Here is a 17,064-nt window from a genome sequence, read left to right on the forward strand (position 1 = left end):
GGCGTTCAGCCGCTTTTCTTCGGCGATGGGGTTCTCTAGAGGGAGCGGATCATGATCCTGACCCTCTCCTGTCCCGACCAGCGCGGCATCGTCGCCAAGGTGTCCGCCTTTCTGTTCGAGCGTGGCTGCAACATCCTCGACGCCCAGCAGTTCGACGACCAGGAGACCGGTCAATTCTTCATGCGCGTGGTGTTCGACGCCGATGGCGCTGACCGAGCGGCGTTGCGCGCCGAGTTCGGGACCGTGGGCGAAGCCTTCAAGATGAAGTGGACCCTGCGCGACCGCGCCGAGCGCTATCGCGTGCTGCTGCTGGCCAGCAAGTTCGACCACTGCCTGGCCGACCTCGTCTATCGCTGGCGGATCGGCGAGCTGCCGATGGACATCGCTGGCGTGGTTTCCAACCACCCCGCCGAGACCTACGAGCATATCGATCTCTCGGGCCTGCCCTTCCACCACCTGCCGGTGACCAAGGAAACCAAGTTCGAGCAGGAAGCCGAACTCTGGAAGCTGATTCAGGACACCAGGACCGACATCGTCGTGCTCGCCCGCTACATGCAGGTGCTGTCCGATGGCCTGTCGGCCAAGCTGCAGGGCCGCTGCATCAATATCCACCACTCGTTCCTGCCGGGCTTCAAGGGCGCCAAGCCCTATCACCAGGCCCATGCGCGCGGCGTGAAGCTGATCGGCGCCTCGGCTCACTACGTGACGGGCGACCTCGACGAAGGCCCGATCATCGAGCAGGACGTCGAGCGCATCAGTCACCGCGATACGCCCGAGGACCTGGTCCGCAAGGGCCGCGACATCGAGCGTCGGGTGCTGGCGCGCGCCCTGCGCTATCGCCTGGAAGACCGGGTTTTGCTGAACGGCCGCAAGACGGTGGTGTTCACCGACTAGGGGCCGAGCCCCAGCGTTCGGGCACGGACTGTTGCGCGTACACTAAAAACTGGAGTACGGGGCGTGCTCGTCTAGGGCTTGAGCTTTCCAGCGCATGTCGCAGCAAAATCTTCGCGTGATGGTGACCGGCGGGTCGGGCTTCATCGGCTCGGCCGTATGCCGTCATCTGGCCGGCCAGAACGACGTCGCGATTCTCAACTACGACAAGCTGACCTACGCGGCCTCGCCGGCCAGCCTGGCCATGCTGGAGGGCAAGGCCGACTACCAGTTCGTGCAGGGCGACGTCGCCGACGCGGCGACCGTCTCGGCGACGATCAAGGCCTTCCGACCCAACGTCGTCATGCACCTGGCCGCCGAGAGCCATGTCGACCGCTCGATCACCGGCCCCGGCGACTTCGTCCAGACCAACATCGTCGGCACCTATGTGATGCTGCAGGCGGCGCTCGAGCACTGGCGAGGCCTGGAAGGCGACGAGGGCGCCGCCTTCCGCTTCCATCACATCTCGACCGACGAAGTGTTCGGCAGTCTTGGCGCCGAGGGCCTGTTCAGCGAGACCACGCCCTACGATCCGCGCTCGCCCTATTCGGCCTCCAAGGCCTCGTCCGATCACCTGGCCCGCGCCTGGCATCACACCTACGGCCTGCCGGTGGTGGTCTCGAACTGCTCGAACAACTACGGGCCCTATCATTTCCCCGAGAAGCTGATCCCGCTGGTCACGCTGAACGCCCTGGAAGGCAAGCCGCTGCCGGTCTACGGCAAGGGCGACAATGTCCGCGACTGGCTGCACGTCGAGGACCACGCCCGCGCCCTGCACCTGATCGCCACGCGGGGCGTCCCAGGTGAGAGCTACAATGTCGGCGGCCGCAACGAGCGGACCAATCTGCAGGTGGTTGAGGCGATCTGCGACGTGCTGGACGAGCTGCGTCCGATCGCCGGCCAGCGCCGCCGCGACCTGATCACCTTCGTCGCCGACCGTCCGGGCCACGACGCCCGCTACGCCATCGACGCCACCAAACTGGAAACCGAACTGGGCTGGACGGCGCGGGAGACCTTCGAGACCGGTCTGCGCAAGACCGTCCAGTGGTACCTCGACAACGAGGCTTGGTGGGCCCCGTTGCGCGAGCGCTATGCCGGCGAGCGCCTGGGACTGAAGACCGCCTGATGCGTATCGCCCTCTTCGGCGCTAACGGCCAGCTGGGGTCGGACCTCGTCACGCTGGCCGGTCGGCGTGGTCTCGACCTAGTGGCCGTGACCCGCGCCCAGGTCGACGCGGCCGATCCGGCGGCCGGCTTCGACGGCCTCGACTTCGACATCGCCATCAACTGCGTGGCGGTCACCCGCGTCGACGACTGCGAGAAGGATCCGGGTCCGGCCGTGGCGGTCAACGCCCACTTCGCCGGCCGCCTGGCCAGGGCCTGCGCCGTCAGGGGCGCGCGACTGGTGCAGGTCTCGACCGACTATGTCTACGGCGGTCAGGCCCAACGCGAGCCCCTGTCGGAAGACGTCGGCCGGGCGCCGGTCAACGTGTATGGCGCGACCAAGGCCCTGGGCGAGGACCTAGCCAGGCTGGAGCACGACGACGTCATCGTCGCCCGCGTCGCCTCGCTGTTCGGCGTGGCCGGCGCCAGCGGCAAGGGCGGCAACTTCGTCGAGACCATGTTGCGCCTGGCCAAGGAAAAGGGCCGCCTGACGGTGGTCGCCGACCAGGTGATGTCGCCCACCGCCAGCCTCGACGCCGGCGAGGCCATCCTCGATCTGGTCGCGGCCAAGGCCCTGGCGGGCGATTATCACGTGGTCAATTCGGGGGCCGCATCGTGGTGCGCCTTCGCGGACGCGATCATCGCCAGGGCCGGTGTCGCCGCCGAGGTCGCGCCGATCCCAACGAGCCAGTTCCCGACCCCCGCTCGCCGACCGCCCTACAGCGCGCTGTCGAACGCCAAACTGGTCGCCGCGATCGGTCGTCCGATGCCGGACTGGGCGGACGCTCTCGACCGCTACCTCGCGGCCAAGGGGCATATTCGAGCCGCCACGGTCAAAATTTCTTCGAAATCATCGCGTTGAAGACGCAACCCCTGAAACTAAGGGCTCACGCCGTCGTGAATTCCGCTCTAGGTTTCGGCCGTCAAGACTGAAGAAGAAGACGTAATGAAGGGCATCATCCTCGCGGGTGGATCGGGCACGCGCCTCCATCCCGTGACCATGGCGATCAGCAAGCAGTTGCTGCCGGTCTTCGACAAACCCATGATCTACTATCCGCTCTCGGTGCTGATGATGGCCGGCGTGCGCGACGTCCTGATCATCTCCACGCCGCGCGACCTGCCGCTGTTCGAGGGGCTGCTGGGCGACGGGGCCAAGTGGGGGATCAACATCACCTACGCGGAACAGGCCAATCCGAACGGCCTGGCCGAGGCCTATCGCATTGGCGCGGATTTCGTCGGCGGAGAGCCGTCCATCCTGGTGCTGGGCGACAACCTGTTCTACGGCGCGGGCCTGGGTCGCATCCTGCAGGGCGCCAAGGAGCGCTCGAAGTCCGGAGCCAGCGTCTTCGCCTATTTCGTCAACGACCCGCAGCGCTACGGCGTCGTCGAGTTCGACGCTTCGGGAAAGGCCGTCTCCATCGAGGAGAAGCCGGAAAAGCCACGTTCCAACTGGGCGGTGACCGGGCTCTACATGTACGACCACCGCGTCGTCGACTTCGCGCGGGACCTCAAGCCCAGCGCGCGTGGCGAGCTTGAGATCACCGACATCAACCGCCTCTATCTCGAGGCTGGAGACCTGTCGGTCGAGCGCATGGGCCGGGGCTTCGCCTGGCTGGACACCGGCACCCACGACAGCCTGCTGGAGGCCTCCGAGTTCGTGCGGACGCTGGAGCACCGGCAGGGCCTGAAGATCGGCTGCGTCGAGGAGGTCGCGTTTCAGAACGGCTGGATCTCGACGGAGCAGCTGATGGGCCTGGCGCACGACTTGGCCAAGTCGCCCTATGGCGCCTATCTGAAGCTGGTCGCCACTCAGGAGCGCGACCTGGCCTGATCAGCGGGCTCGTCTACGACCACGACACGCTGGAAAAGCGCCTCGACGTCGGCGACAGTCCGATCTCCTTATGGCCAACGTTGTCATAAGAAGCGTTCGGGAGGCCACGTGTCCAAGAAGATGATCCTCGCCGCCGTCGCGGCGATGCTGCTGGCCGTTCCGGCCGCACCCGCCCTGGCGCGTCCGGCGGCGGTCGCTGAAGCCGCAGCGCCGGTCAAGATCGACAAGGCCCGCATCGACGCGGCCCTGAAGGCCATGGTCGACAGCGGCCGCGCCGTCGGGGTCTCGGCCCTGGTCTGGCAGGACGGCCAGGAGCGCTATTTCGGGGCCGCCGGCATGGCCGACCGCGAGGCCGGCAAGCCGATGCGCCGCGACACCCTGGTGCAGATCTTCTCGATGACCAAGCCGATCACCGGGGTGGCGCTGATGCAGCTCTGGGAGCAGGGCAAGTTCGGCCTCGATGACCCGCTGTCGCGCTACCTGCCCGAATTCGCCGACATGAAGGTCATGGACGCCCAGGGCCATGTGGTCCCGGCCAACCGTCCGATCCTGATCCGCGATGTGATGCGTCACACGGCCGGCTTCTCGTACGGCGGACGCGGCCTGCCGGCAGACAAGGTCTTCCAGACGGTCGATCCGCTGAACCTGAAGAACGACCTGGCCGAGTTCAGCCGCCGCCTGGCGACCGCGCCGCTGCTCTATCAACCCGGCGAGCAGTGGAGCTACAGCGCCGCCGTCGACGTTCAGGCGCGCCTGGTCGAAGTGCTGAGCGGCCAGTCCTATGAGGCTTATGCGAAGGCGCACATCCTTGACCCCCTGGGTATGACGCAAACCGGCTGGACCCAGCCCGAGGCCGCCTTCGCGCGCCTGGCCGCCACCTACAACAAGGGCGCGGACGGCAAACTGGCCCGCCAGGACGACGCCGAGACCCGCAAGCTGAACTTCGACCCCGGCCGCCGCCTGACCATGGGCGGGGCGGGTCTGGTCGCGCCGATCGACGACTACGCCCGCTTCTCGCGCATGCTGCTGGGCGGCGGGACGCTGGACGGCGTGCGGATCCTCAAGCCCTCGACCGTGCGCCTGATGGGGACCGACCATCTCGACGCTCGCGTCACCGAGACGTGGTGGCTGCCCAGCAAGGGCTCGGTCGGCTTCGGCCTCGACTTCGCGGTCCGCAAGAGCCAACCCAAGACGGCTGAGGAAAATCGCGGCGCCGTCGGCGAGTTCTTCTGGGATGGCCGCGAGACGACGCTGTTCTGGGTCGACCCGGCCAACAGGCTGACGGCTGTGTTCTTCGTCCAGACCTTCCCGTTCGACGCCAGCCTGCACCGCGATTTCCGCGCGGCGGTCTACGGTCCGAACTATCTGGGGCCGAAGGGCGACTGAAGCGCGACAGCCGAAAGCGGCCGCCGGGTTTCGACGCACGTCGCGCGTCAAACTAAGGTCGCGGCTGGGCCGCAAGGTCCTGTGTCTTCGAGGCGCAGCCCCGCAAGGTCTCGCCGTCGATCCAGACCTCGGCCGAATAGCCGTAGTGGCGGTCGGACATGCCGTCCGAACAGTCGCCCGGCGTCAGGCGCAGGACCAGCCGCTGCTCGCCGACCGTGCCGTCCCAGACGCCCTGGTCGCCATCGGCCCGCACGCCGGGATTGGCGGTGGCGACCTCCGCGTGGTCCGGACGGGCCAGGGTCATGCTGGCGGCGCGGATCTTCAGGCTCCAGAACGGCTCGGTCCCGACCGCGTCGAAGTCGCCGCCGTAGTCTGGGCCCATCATCACTGGCGCGTCGGCGGGCGGCGGCGCGTTCTCGTTCGAGCCCAGCGGCGCATCGCAGGCGGCGAGGACGAGGGCGGCGGCGATCAGGACGGCGGTGCGCATGTCTCTGGCTATCCCGGCGAGGCCTGGTGAGGCTAGACTCCGCTTCGATGAATCGGAACGCTCGTCCCTCCTTCCTTGAATTCTTCGCCGGCGGCGGCATGGCGCGCCTCGGCCTGGGCGAAGACTGGGCATGCGCTTTCGCCAATGACTTCGACGCGGTGAAGGCGGCGGCCTACAGGGCCAACTTCCCGGACGCCGAGGGACATTTCCACGAGGGCGACGTCTTCGCTCTGAGCGCCGAAGCTCTGCCGACCGCCGATCTGGCCTGGGCCTCCAGCCCCTGCCAGGACTTCAGTCTGGCCGGGGCGCGGGCGGGCCTGGCGGGTGGCAAGTCTTCGGCCTTCTTCGGCTTCTGGACCCTGATGAAGGGGCTGTCGGCGCAGGGCCGCGCCCCGCCGGTGATCGTCATCGAGAACGTCGTGGGCCTGCTGACCTCGCACCACGGCGACGACTTCACCGCCCTGTGCGGCGTGCTGTCCGAGGAGGGGTATCGTTTCGGAGCTCTGGAGATCGACGCCGGCGCCTTTGTTCCGCAGTCGCGGCCTCGCGTCTTCGTGGTCGCCACCCGCCTGCCGACGGGTGACCTGGAAGGCTCCAGCGCCTTCCACACCCGGGCCGTGCGCGAGGCGGCGGCGCGGCTGCCCGAGGACCTGCAAGCGCGCTGGATCTGGTGGGGCGTCCCGTCGCCCCCGGCTCGCAACGCCGATCTGGCCGTGGTGCTCGAGCCCGACGCCGCCGTGACCTGGAATCCGCCCGAACGCACGCAGGCCCTGCTGGCCCTGATGGCCGACAGCCACCGCCAGGCGGTCGAGACACGCCGCGAGGCCGGCGGCCGTTCGGTCGGTGCGGTCTTCCGCCGGATGCGCGGCGGCCAGCAGCGGGCCGAGGTGCGATTCGACGGCCTGGCGGGCTGTCTGCGCACCCCGCGCGGCGGTTCCTCGCGCCAGACCCTGCTGGTCATCGAGAACGGCGAAGTCCGCTCGCGGCTGGTCAGTCCGCGCGAGGGCGCGCGCCTGATGGGCCTGCCGGACAGCTACGCCCTGCCGCGTTCGCAGACGGCGGGTCTGCAGGTGATCGGCGACGGCGTCGCGGTTCCGGTGGTCCGCTGGCTGGCGGAAACCCTGTTGGAGCCGCTGCTCGATAGTAAAACTGCAAGCCTCGCCGCCGAATGACCCGCTGACAGCCCTCGCCTCGGGGTCTACGGTGCGGCCCGCTTCCCGCAACCTAAGGCTCTGGGTTCTCAGATGGACGACGCTTCCTCCCTCTATGACGCCGCGCGTTTCAAGCGCGCTGGTCGCGGCAAGGTCTATGACTCGATCATCGACACCATCGGCGATACGCCGCTGGTGCGCCTGCCGCGGCTGTCGGCCGAGCTGAAGCCCAAGGGCGAGGTCCTGGCCAAGCTGGAATTCTTCAATCCGATCGCCTCGGTGAAGGACCGCATCGGCGCCGCGATGATCGAGGCCCTGGAGGCCCAGGGTCTTCTGAAGCCGGGCGCGACCATCATCGAGCCGACCTCGGGCAACACCGGCATCGCCCTGGCCTTCGTGGCCGCCGCCAAGGGCTACAAGCTGATCCTGGTCATGCCCGAGAGCATGTCGATCGAACGCCGCAAGATGCTGCTGCTGCTGGGGGCCAAGCTGGAACTGACCCCGGCGGAGAAGGGGATGCGCGGCGCCGTCGCTCGCGCCCAGGAGCTGATCGAGGCCACGCCGGGGGCCGTCATGCCCCAGCAGTTCGAGAACGGCGCCAACCCGCTGGTCCACCGCGTCTCGACCGCCGAGGAAATCTGGAACGACACCAAGGGCGCCGTTGACGCGGTGGTCTCGGGCGTCGGCACTGGCGGCACCATCACCGGCGTCGGCCAGGTGCTGAAGGCGCGCAAGCCCGGCCTGAAGATGGTGGCCGTCGAACCGGAAGCCTCGGCCGTACTGTCGGGCGGCGCGCCCGGCCCGCACAAGATCCAGGGCATCGGCGCCGGCTTCGTCCCCGGCGTGCTGGATCGCGGCGTGATCGACGACATCGTCCAGGTCAGCAACGACGACGCCTTCGCCATGGCCCGCCGCGCGGCCAACACCGAGGGGCTGCCGGTCGGCATCAGCTCGGGCGCGGCCCTGACGGCGGCCTTCGACCTGGCCTTGCGCGACGAATACGCTGGCAAGGTGATCGTGGCGATCATCCCCAGTTTCGCCGAACGCTACCTGTCCACGGCCCTGTTCGAGGGGCTCTGAGCCAGCCGAGCCGAGCGCCTTGACCGACGTCTACGACAAGGCCAAGCGCTCGGCCGTCATGGCGCGCGTGAAGAGCAGGGACACCACGCCGGAAAAGGCCCTGCGCCGTATCCTCACCGGTCTGGGCGCGCGTTACCGCCTGCATCGCAAGGACTTGCCGGGCAATCCGGACCTGGTGATGGCGGGGCGCAAGCTTGCCTTCTTCGTCCACGGCTGCTTCTGGCATGGACACGACTGCGCGCGGGGTTCGCGGGTCCCGAAGGCCAATCGCGACTACTGGCTGGCCAAGGTGGCCCGCAATGTCGCCCGCGACGAGCGCTCGATCCAGGCGCTGGAAGCCGCCGGCTGGCGCGCCGAGGTGGTCTGGGAGTGCGACTTCAAGGATGAGGCGGCGCTGACCGCCAGGCTTCAGGCTCTGCTGGCCTCGACGTCGGCGTCTTCGGATCGGGCGGCGGTCCCTGCCAGGACCTGAGCGAGGGCGCCGAACAGTTCGACCGGGTCGATCGGTTTGGCGACGTGGGCGTTCATGCCGGCGGCGGCGCAGGCTTCCCAGTCCTTGGCCGTCGCCGAGGCGGTGACGGCGATGACCGGGACGCCGCGGTTGGGGCCGTCGCCGGCCCTGAGGATCCGGGTGGCCTCGCGGCCGTCCATGCCTGGCATGTAGAGGTCCATCAGCACCGCGTCGAAGACCTCCGCGCTCAGCAGATCAAGGGCCTGCTCCGCGGACTCGGCCAAGGTGGCGTCGACGCCGAGCGGCTCCAGGACGAGTTCGATGGCCCGGCGGTTGACCACGTGATCGTCGACCACCAGCACCCGCAGGCCGTTGACCGAGCGGCCTTCCTTTTCGGCGCGCGGCGCTTCGGCGGGGTCCAGCAGCGCGGTCAGGGTGAAGCGCGCGCCCTCGCTGGGCGCTCTGGCGGCGGTCAGGTCGCCGCCCATCAGACGAGCCAGCTCGCGGCTGATCGCCAGGCCCAGGCCCGACCCGCCATGCTGGCGGACCACGGCGGCGTTCAGCTGGTCGAAGGGCGTGAACAGGCGCGGCAGGGCGGCCTCCGGAATCCCCGGACCAGTGTCATCGACGGTGATGGTGAGCAGGATCCGTTCGCCAGCCGGCCGAGCGTCGAATACGACCGTGATGTCGCCGCGCTCGGTGAACTTGATGGCGTTGCTAAGCAGGTTGTTCAGCACCTGCTTCAGCCGCATGGCGTCGCCCGCGGTCCAGCGCGGCAGGCTGGCCGCGCCGGCCACCCGCAGGCGCAGCCCCTTTCGCGCCGCCTCGGGCCGCCACAGGCGCAGGGTGTCGGACAGGGCTTGGCGCAGGTTGAAGGCGCTGCTTTCCACCGACATTCGACCGGCTTCGAGGCGCGAGAAGTCCAGCAGATCGTTCAGCAGGGTCCGCATCAGTCCGCCCGCGTCGGTTATGAGCTGGGCGTGGACCTTGGAACTGGTTTCGGGAACCTCGCTGTGCAGGCGCGCGGCGCCGGCCAGGATGGCGCTGATCGGGGTGCGCAGCTCATGGCTGATCATGGCGACGAAGGCGGACTTGGCGGCCACGGCCTCCTCGGCCTCATGGCGGCGGCGCTCGGCTTCGGCCTTGGCGTCGGCCTCGGCCTTCAGGGCCGCGCTCAGGGTGCGGCTGGCCACGGTGACCGAGACAATCATCAGGAGCGCCCCGAACCAGAGGGCGTCTGCGAGATTTACGCCTGGATTGGCCGCCTTGGCCACGAACGGGACGATCAGCAGGTAGAGAGCGTGCGGCGCGGCGGCCATCAGGGTGGCCGAACGGTCGCCGGCGTTGACCACCACGACATTCAACAGCGCCCCGGCCAGCAACATGCCGCCCAGGGTCGGGGCGAAGCGGATGTGCGATGAGAACAGCATGATCGACAGGGCGCCGAACGCCGTCGAGGTGATGGTCGGGGCCACGAACGCCGTCAGGCGCCGCCAGGTCGCCACGGGCGCGCCTGGATTGATCTCCAATGGTCTTCGCGCCCACAGCTCGAACAGGTGGCAGAGCGTATAGGCCAGCGCCCACGGCCAGCCCCAGACCGGATGCACATAGACCTGGAGTATAACGGCGATGACCAGGGTGGCGCCCAGGCGCAGACAAGTGTTCGTACGCCGCGAAGCGACGGCGCGAGCCACATCCCCTTGCGCGTCTGTCGTCGACATGGTCGCCCGGCGCCCCCGAGGGATCCCCCGATCCCCTTCACGACCGAGATTAGGCGCGAAGGTCTAAAGGAAAATAAAAAAATCTCGGCACGTCAATGGTTTGGCTTAAGACCTCTCTGGGTAGGATCGTGCGCCAAGGTGGTTCCTTCGTGTGTGGCGAAGGCAAGTTCTTTCGCATCCAGCTTGGTTAGGGACGGGGTCCGAACGCGCGCTCCAGGTCTTGGATGGTGACTCCCTCGATTTCGAGCCGCTTGACCCGCGCTGTGTCGCCGGCGGCCAGGCGGACGGCCGAGCGAGGCACCTTCAGCGTCTTGGCCAGGAACACGAGCAAGGCGGCGTTCGCCGCGCCGTCGACCGGCGGACTGGAGACGCGCACCTTCAGATAGGGCCGTCCGTCGCCGTCCAGCGACCAGCCGTCGACGGCGTCGCGGCCGCCGCGAGGGGTCAGCCGGACAGCCAGGATCTCCTTAGCCAAGGATGTTCAGCAGCGCGCCCTGCAGGGCCGGCATGATGAAGATCTGAATGCCCCGAAGCAGCAGGAGAACGATGATCGGGCTGATGTCGACGCCGCCGATCGCGGGGATGATTCGGCGGAAAGGCGCCAGTATCGGGTCCGTGACGCGGTCCAGGAAGGTCGCGATATTGTAGACGAACTGGTTGCGCCGATTGATCACGTCGAAAGCGAACAGCCAGCTCAGGATCGCCGAGATGACGATCGCCCACCACAGCAGATCGAGCAGGGCGTTGAGGATGAAGAAGACGAGATTGATGATCGGGGCCATGGGATTTCCGTCTGGACGCCACACTTCTTGCCGCGCCTGGAGGTTGCTGGCAAGGCGTGGTGAGAACCCCGCTTGACGTCCGCGCTCTGGGGCCGTATTTCCGCCGCTCCTTGGGGCCGTAGCTCAGATGGTAGAGCGCCTCGTTCGCAATGAGGAGGTCAGGGGTTCGATTCCCCTCGGCTCCACCAAGGACCCTGTTTAAGGCATTGTTTTCGAGGATCTTCAGCTCGAAGCAATGTCGATCACGCCAGGTTTTTCCTCACATTGAGCATGGACTTCGCGGGCCAAGCGAGCGGCCTCGTCAGTCAATGACCGCGCTCCTTTGCTCCTCGCCGGCGGGACTCAGCGTTTCGACCAGATTGGGGAACGAAGCCGAGGCCGCTTCCGATCGGGAGCGGCGATTTCACCGGAGCCCGAATCCGTCGTTCAGATCGGACGAATCGTCTTCTTTCCGATTCTCTATCTGTTAGCCGCCCGCAAGACCTCCGGGGCCAGGCTTGGCAGCGGCGCGATCCGATCCACGCACCCGCGCGCGATGGCTTCCTTGGGCATGCCAAACACCACCGAGGTCGCCTCGTCCTGGGCGATCGTGTAGGCGCCGGCCTGCTTCATCTCTTCCAGACCGCGCGCGCCGTCGTCGCCCATGCCGGTCATGATCACGCCCACGGCGTTGGAACCCGCCGAGCGCGCGCCCGAGCGGAACAGCACATCCACCGACGGGCGGTGGCGTGAGACCAGCGGGCCGTCCTTGACCGAGACATAGTAGCGGGCGCCGCTGCGCTCCAGCAGGGTGTGCTTGTTGCCGGGCGCGATCAGCACCCGGCCCCGGCGCACGGTGTCGCCGTCCTCGGCCTCCTTGACCTCGACCGCGCACAGGCTGTCCAGCCGCCTGGCGAACGAGGCGGTGAACTTTTCGGGCATGTGCTGGACGATGACCATACCCGGCGAGTCCGGCGGCAGCGCCTCCAAAAGCACCCGCAAGGCCTCGGTGCCGCCCGTCGACGCACCGACGCACACGACGCTCTCGGTGGTGCGCGCCATCGCCTGGACCCCTTTGGGGGGCGGCAGCATGGCGTCCGCGGTCAGCTTCTTTTCGGGTTCGTGAAGGGGCCGCGGCAGTTGCGGGATCAGGCGCTTGGAGCCCTTCAGTCTGGCGCCGGCCGCGGCCTTCACCGCGTCGCAGATGCGGATCCTGGATTCCGTCAGGTGATCAGCCACCCCGACCTTCGGCTTCAGGATGATGTCGACCGCCCCAGCCTCCAGGGCCTGGAGCAGGGTTTCCGACCCAGCCTCCGTCAGGGACGAGCACATGACCACCGGGATCGGCCTTTGCGCCATCAACTTGCGCAGGAAGGTGATGCCGTCCATGCGCGGCATCTCGACATCCAGCGTGATGACGTCGGGGATTTCCTCGGAAATCCGCTTGGCGGCCACGAACGGATCCGAAGCGACCCCGATCACCTCGATCTGCGGATCAGACTCCAGGACCGCCGCGAGCGTCTGCCGCACGGTGGCCGAGTCATCGATGATCAGAACGCGAATCTTGTCGGAGGGGCGCATGGCTTCTACCGCTTCTGAAAGACGGTGTTAGCGATCTGGACGATCGGCAGATCGATGCCGACGATCGACTCCGAATGGCCCAGGAACAGATAGCCGCCGGGCGCGAGATGGCCGCACAGCCGGGTCAGCACCTGGGCCTGGGTCGGTTTGTCGAAATAGATCAGGATGTTGCGGCAGAAGATGATGTCCATGCCGGTCTCGACCGGATAGGCCTCGTCCATCAGGTTCAGGCGGGCGAAGGCCAGCTTGCCGCGCAGATGTGGCTTGATCCGCACCTCGTTGCGCGTGGCTTCCCTGGCGCGCATGAGGTGCCGCTTGCGGCGCGGCATCGAAACCGGCTCGATCATCTGCTCCGGGAAACGCCCGGCGATCGCCTGCTTCAACACCTCGGTGCAGATGTCGGTGCACAGGATCGAATAGTCGACGCCGCGCTGGCTGGCGCAAAACTCGTCCAGGATCATGGCGATAGTGTAGGGCTCGGCGCCGGTCGAGCACGCCGCGCTCCAGATCTTGATCTCGCGCTTGCCCTTGGCGGCCAGGGCCGGCAGCGCCTTGGCGACCATGAAGTCGAAATGGGCCGGCTCGCGGAAGAACTCGGTCTTGTTGGTGGTCACCGCATCGATCAGATGGATGACCTCGCTGTCCATGCCGTCTTCCTCGAACAGGTAGTGGCAATAGGCGTTGACGTCATCAAGCCGGATGGTCCGCATGCGGCGGCGCAAACGGCCCTCCAGCATGGTGCGCTTTTGGGCCGGCATCTTGATGCCGCTGTAGTCCTGGATGAATTTGGCTAGGCGCTGAAAGTTCTCGGCGCTCAGCTGTTCTTCGGCAGGCGAGGCCTGCGTGGCGACGGCTAGAGACACGGGCTTCTCCGGTTGCGGCGCTTCGCGCCGCGCGGCGAGGGTCGGTCCTTTCCGGACCGCCCCTCGCGCTGGGTCAGGCGGCTTGGCTGAAGGCGGCGGCGTCCTGGCTGGTCAGCAGGCGCGCGAGATCGAAGATCACGACGAAACGCCCCTTCTCCGTGGCGCTGTCGCGACGCACGACGCCCTGAATGTATTCAGAGCGCCAGGGAACGCCGATGTCGGGCGAGGTTTCGATCTGTTCGGCCGTGAAGGAGACGACCTCGATGACCCGATCGGCGACCAGGCCCAGCGACAGGACCCGGTCGTCCAGCGGCACGTCGAGCACCAGGATGCGCGTCGCCTGGGTGGTCTCGATCCGAGGCAGGCCCAGCTTCAGGCGCAGGTCGATGGTGGGCGTCCCGCGCCCGCGCACGTCCGTCAGGCCCAGCAGATAGGGAGGCCCCTCCGGGATGGCGAAAGGGGCCCGATAGTCGAGGATCTCGCGCACATGCGCGACCGAGACCGCGAACACCTCGTCGCCGAGGCCCAGGGTGACGAATTCTCCGTCGGAAGCCTTGCCCATCAGCCGTACTCGCGGAAATCAGCGTCCGCCGCGTCGGGCCCGCCCTGGGTGAGGTCGAGGGCGAAACCCGAGGCGCGCGCTTGTTGAGCCGCCACGGCCTGACGCTTGGGCGCCGCCGCCGGGGCCTTTCGCGGCGCGGGCGAAGCGGCGCGCTTGGCTTGAATCGGCTTGGAGACAGGCTTGGACGGCGACACGCCGACGCCGCGGCTGTCGATCCGGAAGTAGGCGATCGAGGTCTGCAGCTCCTCGGCCTGGGCGGCCAGTTCTTCCGAGGTGGCGGACATCTGCTCGGACGCCGAGGCGTTCTGCTGGGTGACCTTGTCCAGTTGCTGGATCGCCTCGTTGATCTGCGAGGCCCCGATATCCTGCTCGCGGCAGGCAGCGCTGATCTCCGAGACCAGTTCGGCGGTCTTGCGGATGTTCGGCACCAGGCTGGTCAGCATCTCGCCGGCCGACTGGGCGGCCTTGACCGTGTCGGACGACACGGCGCCGATCTCGGTGGCGGCGACTTGCGAGCGCTCGGCCAGCTTGCGCACTTCGGAGGCGACGACGGCGAAGCCGCGGCCGTGCTCGCCGGCCCTGGCGGCTTCCACCGCCGCGTTCAGGGCCAGAAGGTCGGTCTGACGGGCGATTTCCTGAACGATGCTGATCTTCTCGGCGATGGTGCGCATGGCCTCGACGGCGCGGTTGACCGCGTCGCCCGAGACCTCCGCGTCCTGGGCCGACTGGCGGGCGATCTTCTCGGTCTGGGCGGCGTTGTCGGCGTTCTGCTTGATGTTGGCGGCCATCTGTTCCATCGAGGCCGAAGCCTCTTCGGCCGAAGAGGCCTGCTCGGTCGCGCCCTGCGACACCTGCTCCGAAGCGGCCGAGAGCTCCTGGCTGCCGCTTGAGACATTGTCCGAGGCCGAGAGCGCGTCGGCGACCACGCCGCGCAGGCGGTCGACCATGCGCTCCAGGGCCAGGCCCAGGGTGTCCTTCTCGGACAGCGGCTTGGGTTGAACGGTCAGATCGCCATCGGCGACCTTGTCGGCGAGGGTCGCGGTCGCCCGCAGGTTCGTCGTCATCCGGTTGACCGTATCGACCAGGTCCTTGATCTCATCGTTGGTCGTCACCACGACGTCCTGTTCCAGGTCGCCGATCGCCACCGCGTCGACGGCCGCGGCGATCTTCTTCAGGCCCGCGCTGATCATCATCGCGATCCAGATCGCACCGGCCGTAGCGATCAACACCGCCAGACCAGCAACCACGAGCAGGGTTGTCCGGGCCGTCGCGTACGCCTGGTTCGTGGACTCATCGGCCGCCTTCATCTGGGCGGTCTGCACCTCGACAAGCTGATTGATCGTCGCCGTCACCTCATTGGCGGCGAGGCGCGCCTTGCCCAGTGAAATCTCCGCCGCTTCGGCGTTGCGGTTGGCCAAAGCGAACTGACGGAGCTGATCGCTGATCGGCTTGTAAGCCTCCCACTGTCGTTGCAGCTGCGCCCACAGCGGCTTGCCTTGCTCGCTGGCCTTGGCGTTGCCCTCGGCGATCATCGCCTCGATCTTGGCGCGGCTGGCCAGCGCATCGGCGTCGAACTTCTTGGTCAGGGCCTCGTCGGTGGTCAGCGCCATGTTCTTTTCCCACCGAAGATTGCGCCCCATCTCCCCGTCGATTGCTTGGACTAGGCTAAGGCGCTTGGCGGGGCCGCTGATCACGTCGCTTATGGCCGTGTTCAAGGAACCCATGCGGCTGATGCCGACAGTGACGACCACTAACATCATCAAGATGAGCACGGCGAATGTCGCGCCCAGTTTCATCTTTATCGTGACACGCATGGAGAAACTCCCACTTCGGCTCAGCATTGGAGCGAGGAAACTGATGTGACGGTCGCCGAGGACTAGCCTTGGGTCGCGAATATCTGCTCGAGATCGGGGATGACGATGAGGTCGCCGTGTCGCCGCGCCAGCAGTCGAATGAAATCAGGCCGCCAGCTCATGCCGACGCGCGGAGCCTGTTCGGTGGTGTCGCGGGTGATGGTTGTCACCTCGTGAACCTTGTCTGCGCGCAGGCCGATCAGGGCTTGTTCGCCGTCGAGGGGGTATTCGATGACGACGATACGGCTGTCGATCGTGGGAGCCCCGGCGCTCATGTCGAACGCCAGGCGTAGATCGACGAGTGGGATCACCCGGCCCCGGAAGTTGATCACCGCGCCGACGAAGGCGCGCGCGCCGGGAACCGGCGTCTCGGGCAGCAGGTCCAGGACCTCTTGCACCAGTCCCGCCTCGAGGGCGAAGGTCTCGCCTTGCAGGTCGAAGGTCAGGGCCTCGATCGGCGCGTCGGACGCTATCATGGTCGGTTCTCCCATCAGCCCGCCGCCCGCATTTGCGTCTCGGGGCGTTGGCCGGAGGCCACGAGGTGGCCGATGTCCAGGATGAGGGCGACGCCGCCGTCGCCCATGATGGTCGCGCCCGAGAAGGCGCCGACATCGGCGTGGAAGCTGGACAGCGGCTTGATGACCGTCTGGTGGTCGCCGAGGATCTGGTCGACCACCAGGCCCACCCGCTCCTGGCCGGTGGCGACGACGACGATCTTCTGGTGCGGATCGGGCGGGGTTCCGGTCGCGAACTGCTCGCGCAGGCGGATGAACGGCACCAGCTCGTCGCGAAGCGTGATCAGGCTGCGCCCCGTGGAGCGCAGGTCTTGGGTCGGGGTCAGCTCGACGCATTCCTCGACCGTGGCCAGCGGGATCACGTAGCGGCCCGCGCCGACGCGGACCAGCAGGCCGTCGATGATCGCCAGGGTCAGCGGGATGCGCAGCGACACCACCGAGCCCTCGCCGGGCGTGCTGGCGATCTCGATCGAGCCGCGCAGGCCCTCGATGGTCTTCTTGACCACGTCCATGCCGACGCCGCGGCCCGACAGGTTGGTGATCGCCGCGGCGGTCGAGAAGCCGGGGGCGAAGATCAGTTGCAGCAGTTCGTTGTCGCTCAGCGTTTGACCCGGCTGGATCAGGCCGTTCTCCTCGGCCTTGGCGCGGACGCGGGCGCGGTCGACGCCGCGGCCGTCGTCGGTGATGGTGATCACCACCTCGGCGCCGGACTGGCGGGCGGCCAGCATG

18 protein-coding genes and 1 tRNA gene are annotated in these 17,064 nt (G+C 67.5%); 9 read left to right on the forward strand and 10 right to left on the reverse strand.

The window, feature by feature from the left end:
* Nucleotides 1-51 precede the first annotated feature (51 nt).
* The 5 genes from purU to EIK80_RS21405 all read left to right on the forward strand — a co-directional run bounded on the left by purU (nucleotide 52) and on the right by EIK80_RS21405 (nucleotide 5,310).
* Nucleotides 52-894: a formyltetrahydrofolate deformylase gene (gene purU, locus EIK80_RS21385; protein ID WP_125159038.1), complete on the forward strand. Its 843-nt coding sequence runs from the start codon at nucleotides 52-54 to the stop codon at nucleotides 892-894.
* Between the two features lie 94 nt (nucleotides 895-988).
* A complete protein-coding gene (gene rfbB / locus EIK80_RS21390; RefSeq protein WP_125159039.1) occupies nucleotides 989-2,056 on the forward strand; it encodes a dTDP-glucose 4,6-dehydratase in 1,068 nt (355 codons plus the stop codon).
* Entirely contained in the window at nucleotides 2,056-2,955 is a 900-nt protein-coding gene (gene rfbD, locus EIK80_RS21395; protein ID WP_125159040.1) for a dTDP-4-dehydrorhamnose reductase, read from the forward strand. Before rfbB ends, rfbD begins: the two co-directional genes overlap by 1 nt.
* A gap of 84 nt (nucleotides 2,956-3,039) precedes the next feature.
* A complete protein-coding gene (gene rfbA / locus EIK80_RS21400; protein ID WP_125159041.1) occupies nucleotides 3,040-3,924 on the forward strand; it encodes a glucose-1-phosphate thymidylyltransferase RfbA in 885 nt (294 codons plus the stop codon).
* 108 nt (nucleotides 3,925-4,032) lie between these two features.
* Nucleotides 4,033-5,310, forward strand: a complete 1,278-nt coding sequence (locus EIK80_RS21405; protein ID WP_199743577.1) for a serine hydrolase — start codon at nucleotides 4,033-4,035, stop codon at nucleotides 5,308-5,310.
* Between the two features lie 52 nt (nucleotides 5,311-5,362).
* Here the strand turns inward: EIK80_RS21405 and EIK80_RS21410 are convergent, their stop codons facing one another.
* The gene (locus EIK80_RS21410) at nucleotides 5,363-5,797 is read right to left on the reverse strand and encodes a COG3650 family protein (RefSeq protein ID WP_125159042.1); all 435 of its coding nucleotides are present in this window, start codon (nucleotides 5,795-5,797) and stop codon (nucleotides 5,363-5,365) included.
* 47 nt (nucleotides 5,798-5,844) lie between these two features.
* Between EIK80_RS21410 and EIK80_RS21415 the strand changes: the two genes are divergently transcribed.
* From EIK80_RS21415 to EIK80_RS21425, 3 genes are all read left to right on the forward strand, one after another.
* Nucleotides 5,845-6,969 (forward strand): DNA cytosine methyltransferase, encoded by a 1,125-nt coding sequence (locus EIK80_RS21415; protein ID WP_125159043.1) that lies wholly within the window; start codon nucleotides 5,845-5,847, stop codon nucleotides 6,967-6,969.
* Between the two features lie 72 nt (nucleotides 6,970-7,041).
* The gene (cysK, locus tag EIK80_RS21420) at nucleotides 7,042-8,028 is read left to right on the forward strand and encodes a cysteine synthase A (protein WP_125159044.1); all 987 of its coding nucleotides are present in this window, start codon (nucleotides 7,042-7,044) and stop codon (nucleotides 8,026-8,028) included.
* A gap of 19 nt (nucleotides 8,029-8,047) precedes the next feature.
* Nucleotides 8,048-8,500 carry a very short patch repair endonuclease gene (locus EIK80_RS21425; RefSeq protein ID WP_125159045.1) on the forward strand — a complete coding sequence of 151 codons (453 nt, stop codon included), beginning with the start codon at nucleotides 8,048-8,050 and terminating at the stop codon, nucleotides 8,498-8,500.
* Here EIK80_RS21425 and EIK80_RS21430 read toward each other — a convergent pair.
* The 3 genes from EIK80_RS21430 to EIK80_RS21440 all read right to left on the reverse strand — a co-directional run bounded on the left by EIK80_RS21430 (nucleotide 8,437) and on the right by EIK80_RS21440 (nucleotide 10,982).
* Nucleotides 8,437-10,200, reverse strand: coding sequence for an ATP-binding protein (locus EIK80_RS21430; protein WP_125159046.1), 1,764 nt, complete (start codon nucleotides 10,198-10,200; stop codon nucleotides 8,437-8,439). The genes EIK80_RS21425 and EIK80_RS21430 overlap by 64 nt on opposite strands.
* A 187-nt stretch (nucleotides 10,201-10,387) precedes the next feature.
* Nucleotides 10,388-10,675, reverse strand: coding sequence for a DUF167 family protein (locus EIK80_RS21435; protein WP_125159047.1), 288 nt, complete (start codon nucleotides 10,673-10,675; stop codon nucleotides 10,388-10,390).
* Complete coding sequence (locus EIK80_RS21440; protein WP_125159048.1) at nucleotides 10,668-10,982, reverse strand: YggT family protein; 315 nt, start codon at nucleotides 10,980-10,982, stop codon at nucleotides 10,668-10,670. Before EIK80_RS21440 ends, EIK80_RS21435 begins: the two co-directional genes overlap by 8 nt.
* Nucleotides 10,983-11,094: 112 nt before the next feature.
* Here EIK80_RS21440 and EIK80_RS21445 point away from each other — a divergent pair.
* A tRNA-Ala gene (locus EIK80_RS21445) sits at nucleotides 11,095-11,170 on the forward strand.
* 271 nt (nucleotides 11,171-11,441) lie between these two features.
* On the opposite strand, the gene EIK80_RS21450 is transcribed toward EIK80_RS21445, so the two are convergent.
* The 6 genes from EIK80_RS21450 to EIK80_RS21475 all read right to left on the reverse strand — a co-directional run.
* Nucleotides 11,442-12,542: a chemotaxis response regulator protein-glutamate methylesterase gene (locus EIK80_RS21450; protein WP_125159049.1), complete on the reverse strand. Its 1,101-nt coding sequence runs from the start codon at nucleotides 12,540-12,542 to the stop codon at nucleotides 11,442-11,444.
* A gap of 5 nt (nucleotides 12,543-12,547) precedes the next feature.
* The gene (locus tag EIK80_RS21455) at nucleotides 12,548-13,405 is read right to left on the reverse strand and encodes a protein-glutamate O-methyltransferase CheR (RefSeq protein WP_125159050.1); all 858 of its coding nucleotides are present in this window, start codon (nucleotides 13,403-13,405) and stop codon (nucleotides 12,548-12,550) included.
* Nucleotides 13,406-13,478: 73 nt separating this feature from the next.
* A complete protein-coding gene (locus EIK80_RS21460; protein ID WP_199743578.1) occupies nucleotides 13,479-13,967 on the reverse strand; it encodes a chemotaxis protein CheW in 489 nt (162 codons plus the stop codon).
* The gene (locus tag EIK80_RS21465) at nucleotides 13,967-15,781 is read right to left on the reverse strand and encodes a methyl-accepting chemotaxis protein (protein ID WP_125159052.1); all 1,815 of its coding nucleotides are present in this window, start codon (nucleotides 15,779-15,781) and stop codon (nucleotides 13,967-13,969) included. Before EIK80_RS21465 ends, EIK80_RS21460 begins: the two co-directional genes overlap by 1 nt.
* 62 nt (nucleotides 15,782-15,843) lie before the next feature.
* Nucleotides 15,844-16,296, reverse strand: coding sequence for a chemotaxis protein CheW (locus EIK80_RS21470; RefSeq protein ID WP_125159053.1), 453 nt, complete (start codon nucleotides 16,294-16,296; stop codon nucleotides 15,844-15,846).
* 14 nt (nucleotides 16,297-16,310) lie between these two features.
* The coding region (locus tag EIK80_RS21475; RefSeq protein WP_199743579.1) for a chemotaxis protein CheA at nucleotides 16,311-17,064 on the reverse strand (754 nt) is incomplete at its 5' end.

Origin of the sequence: Caulobacter sp. 602-1 (assembly GCF_003931565.1) — a bacterium.
Classification (GTDB): Bacteria; Pseudomonadota; Alphaproteobacteria; order Caulobacterales; family Caulobacteraceae; genus Caulobacter.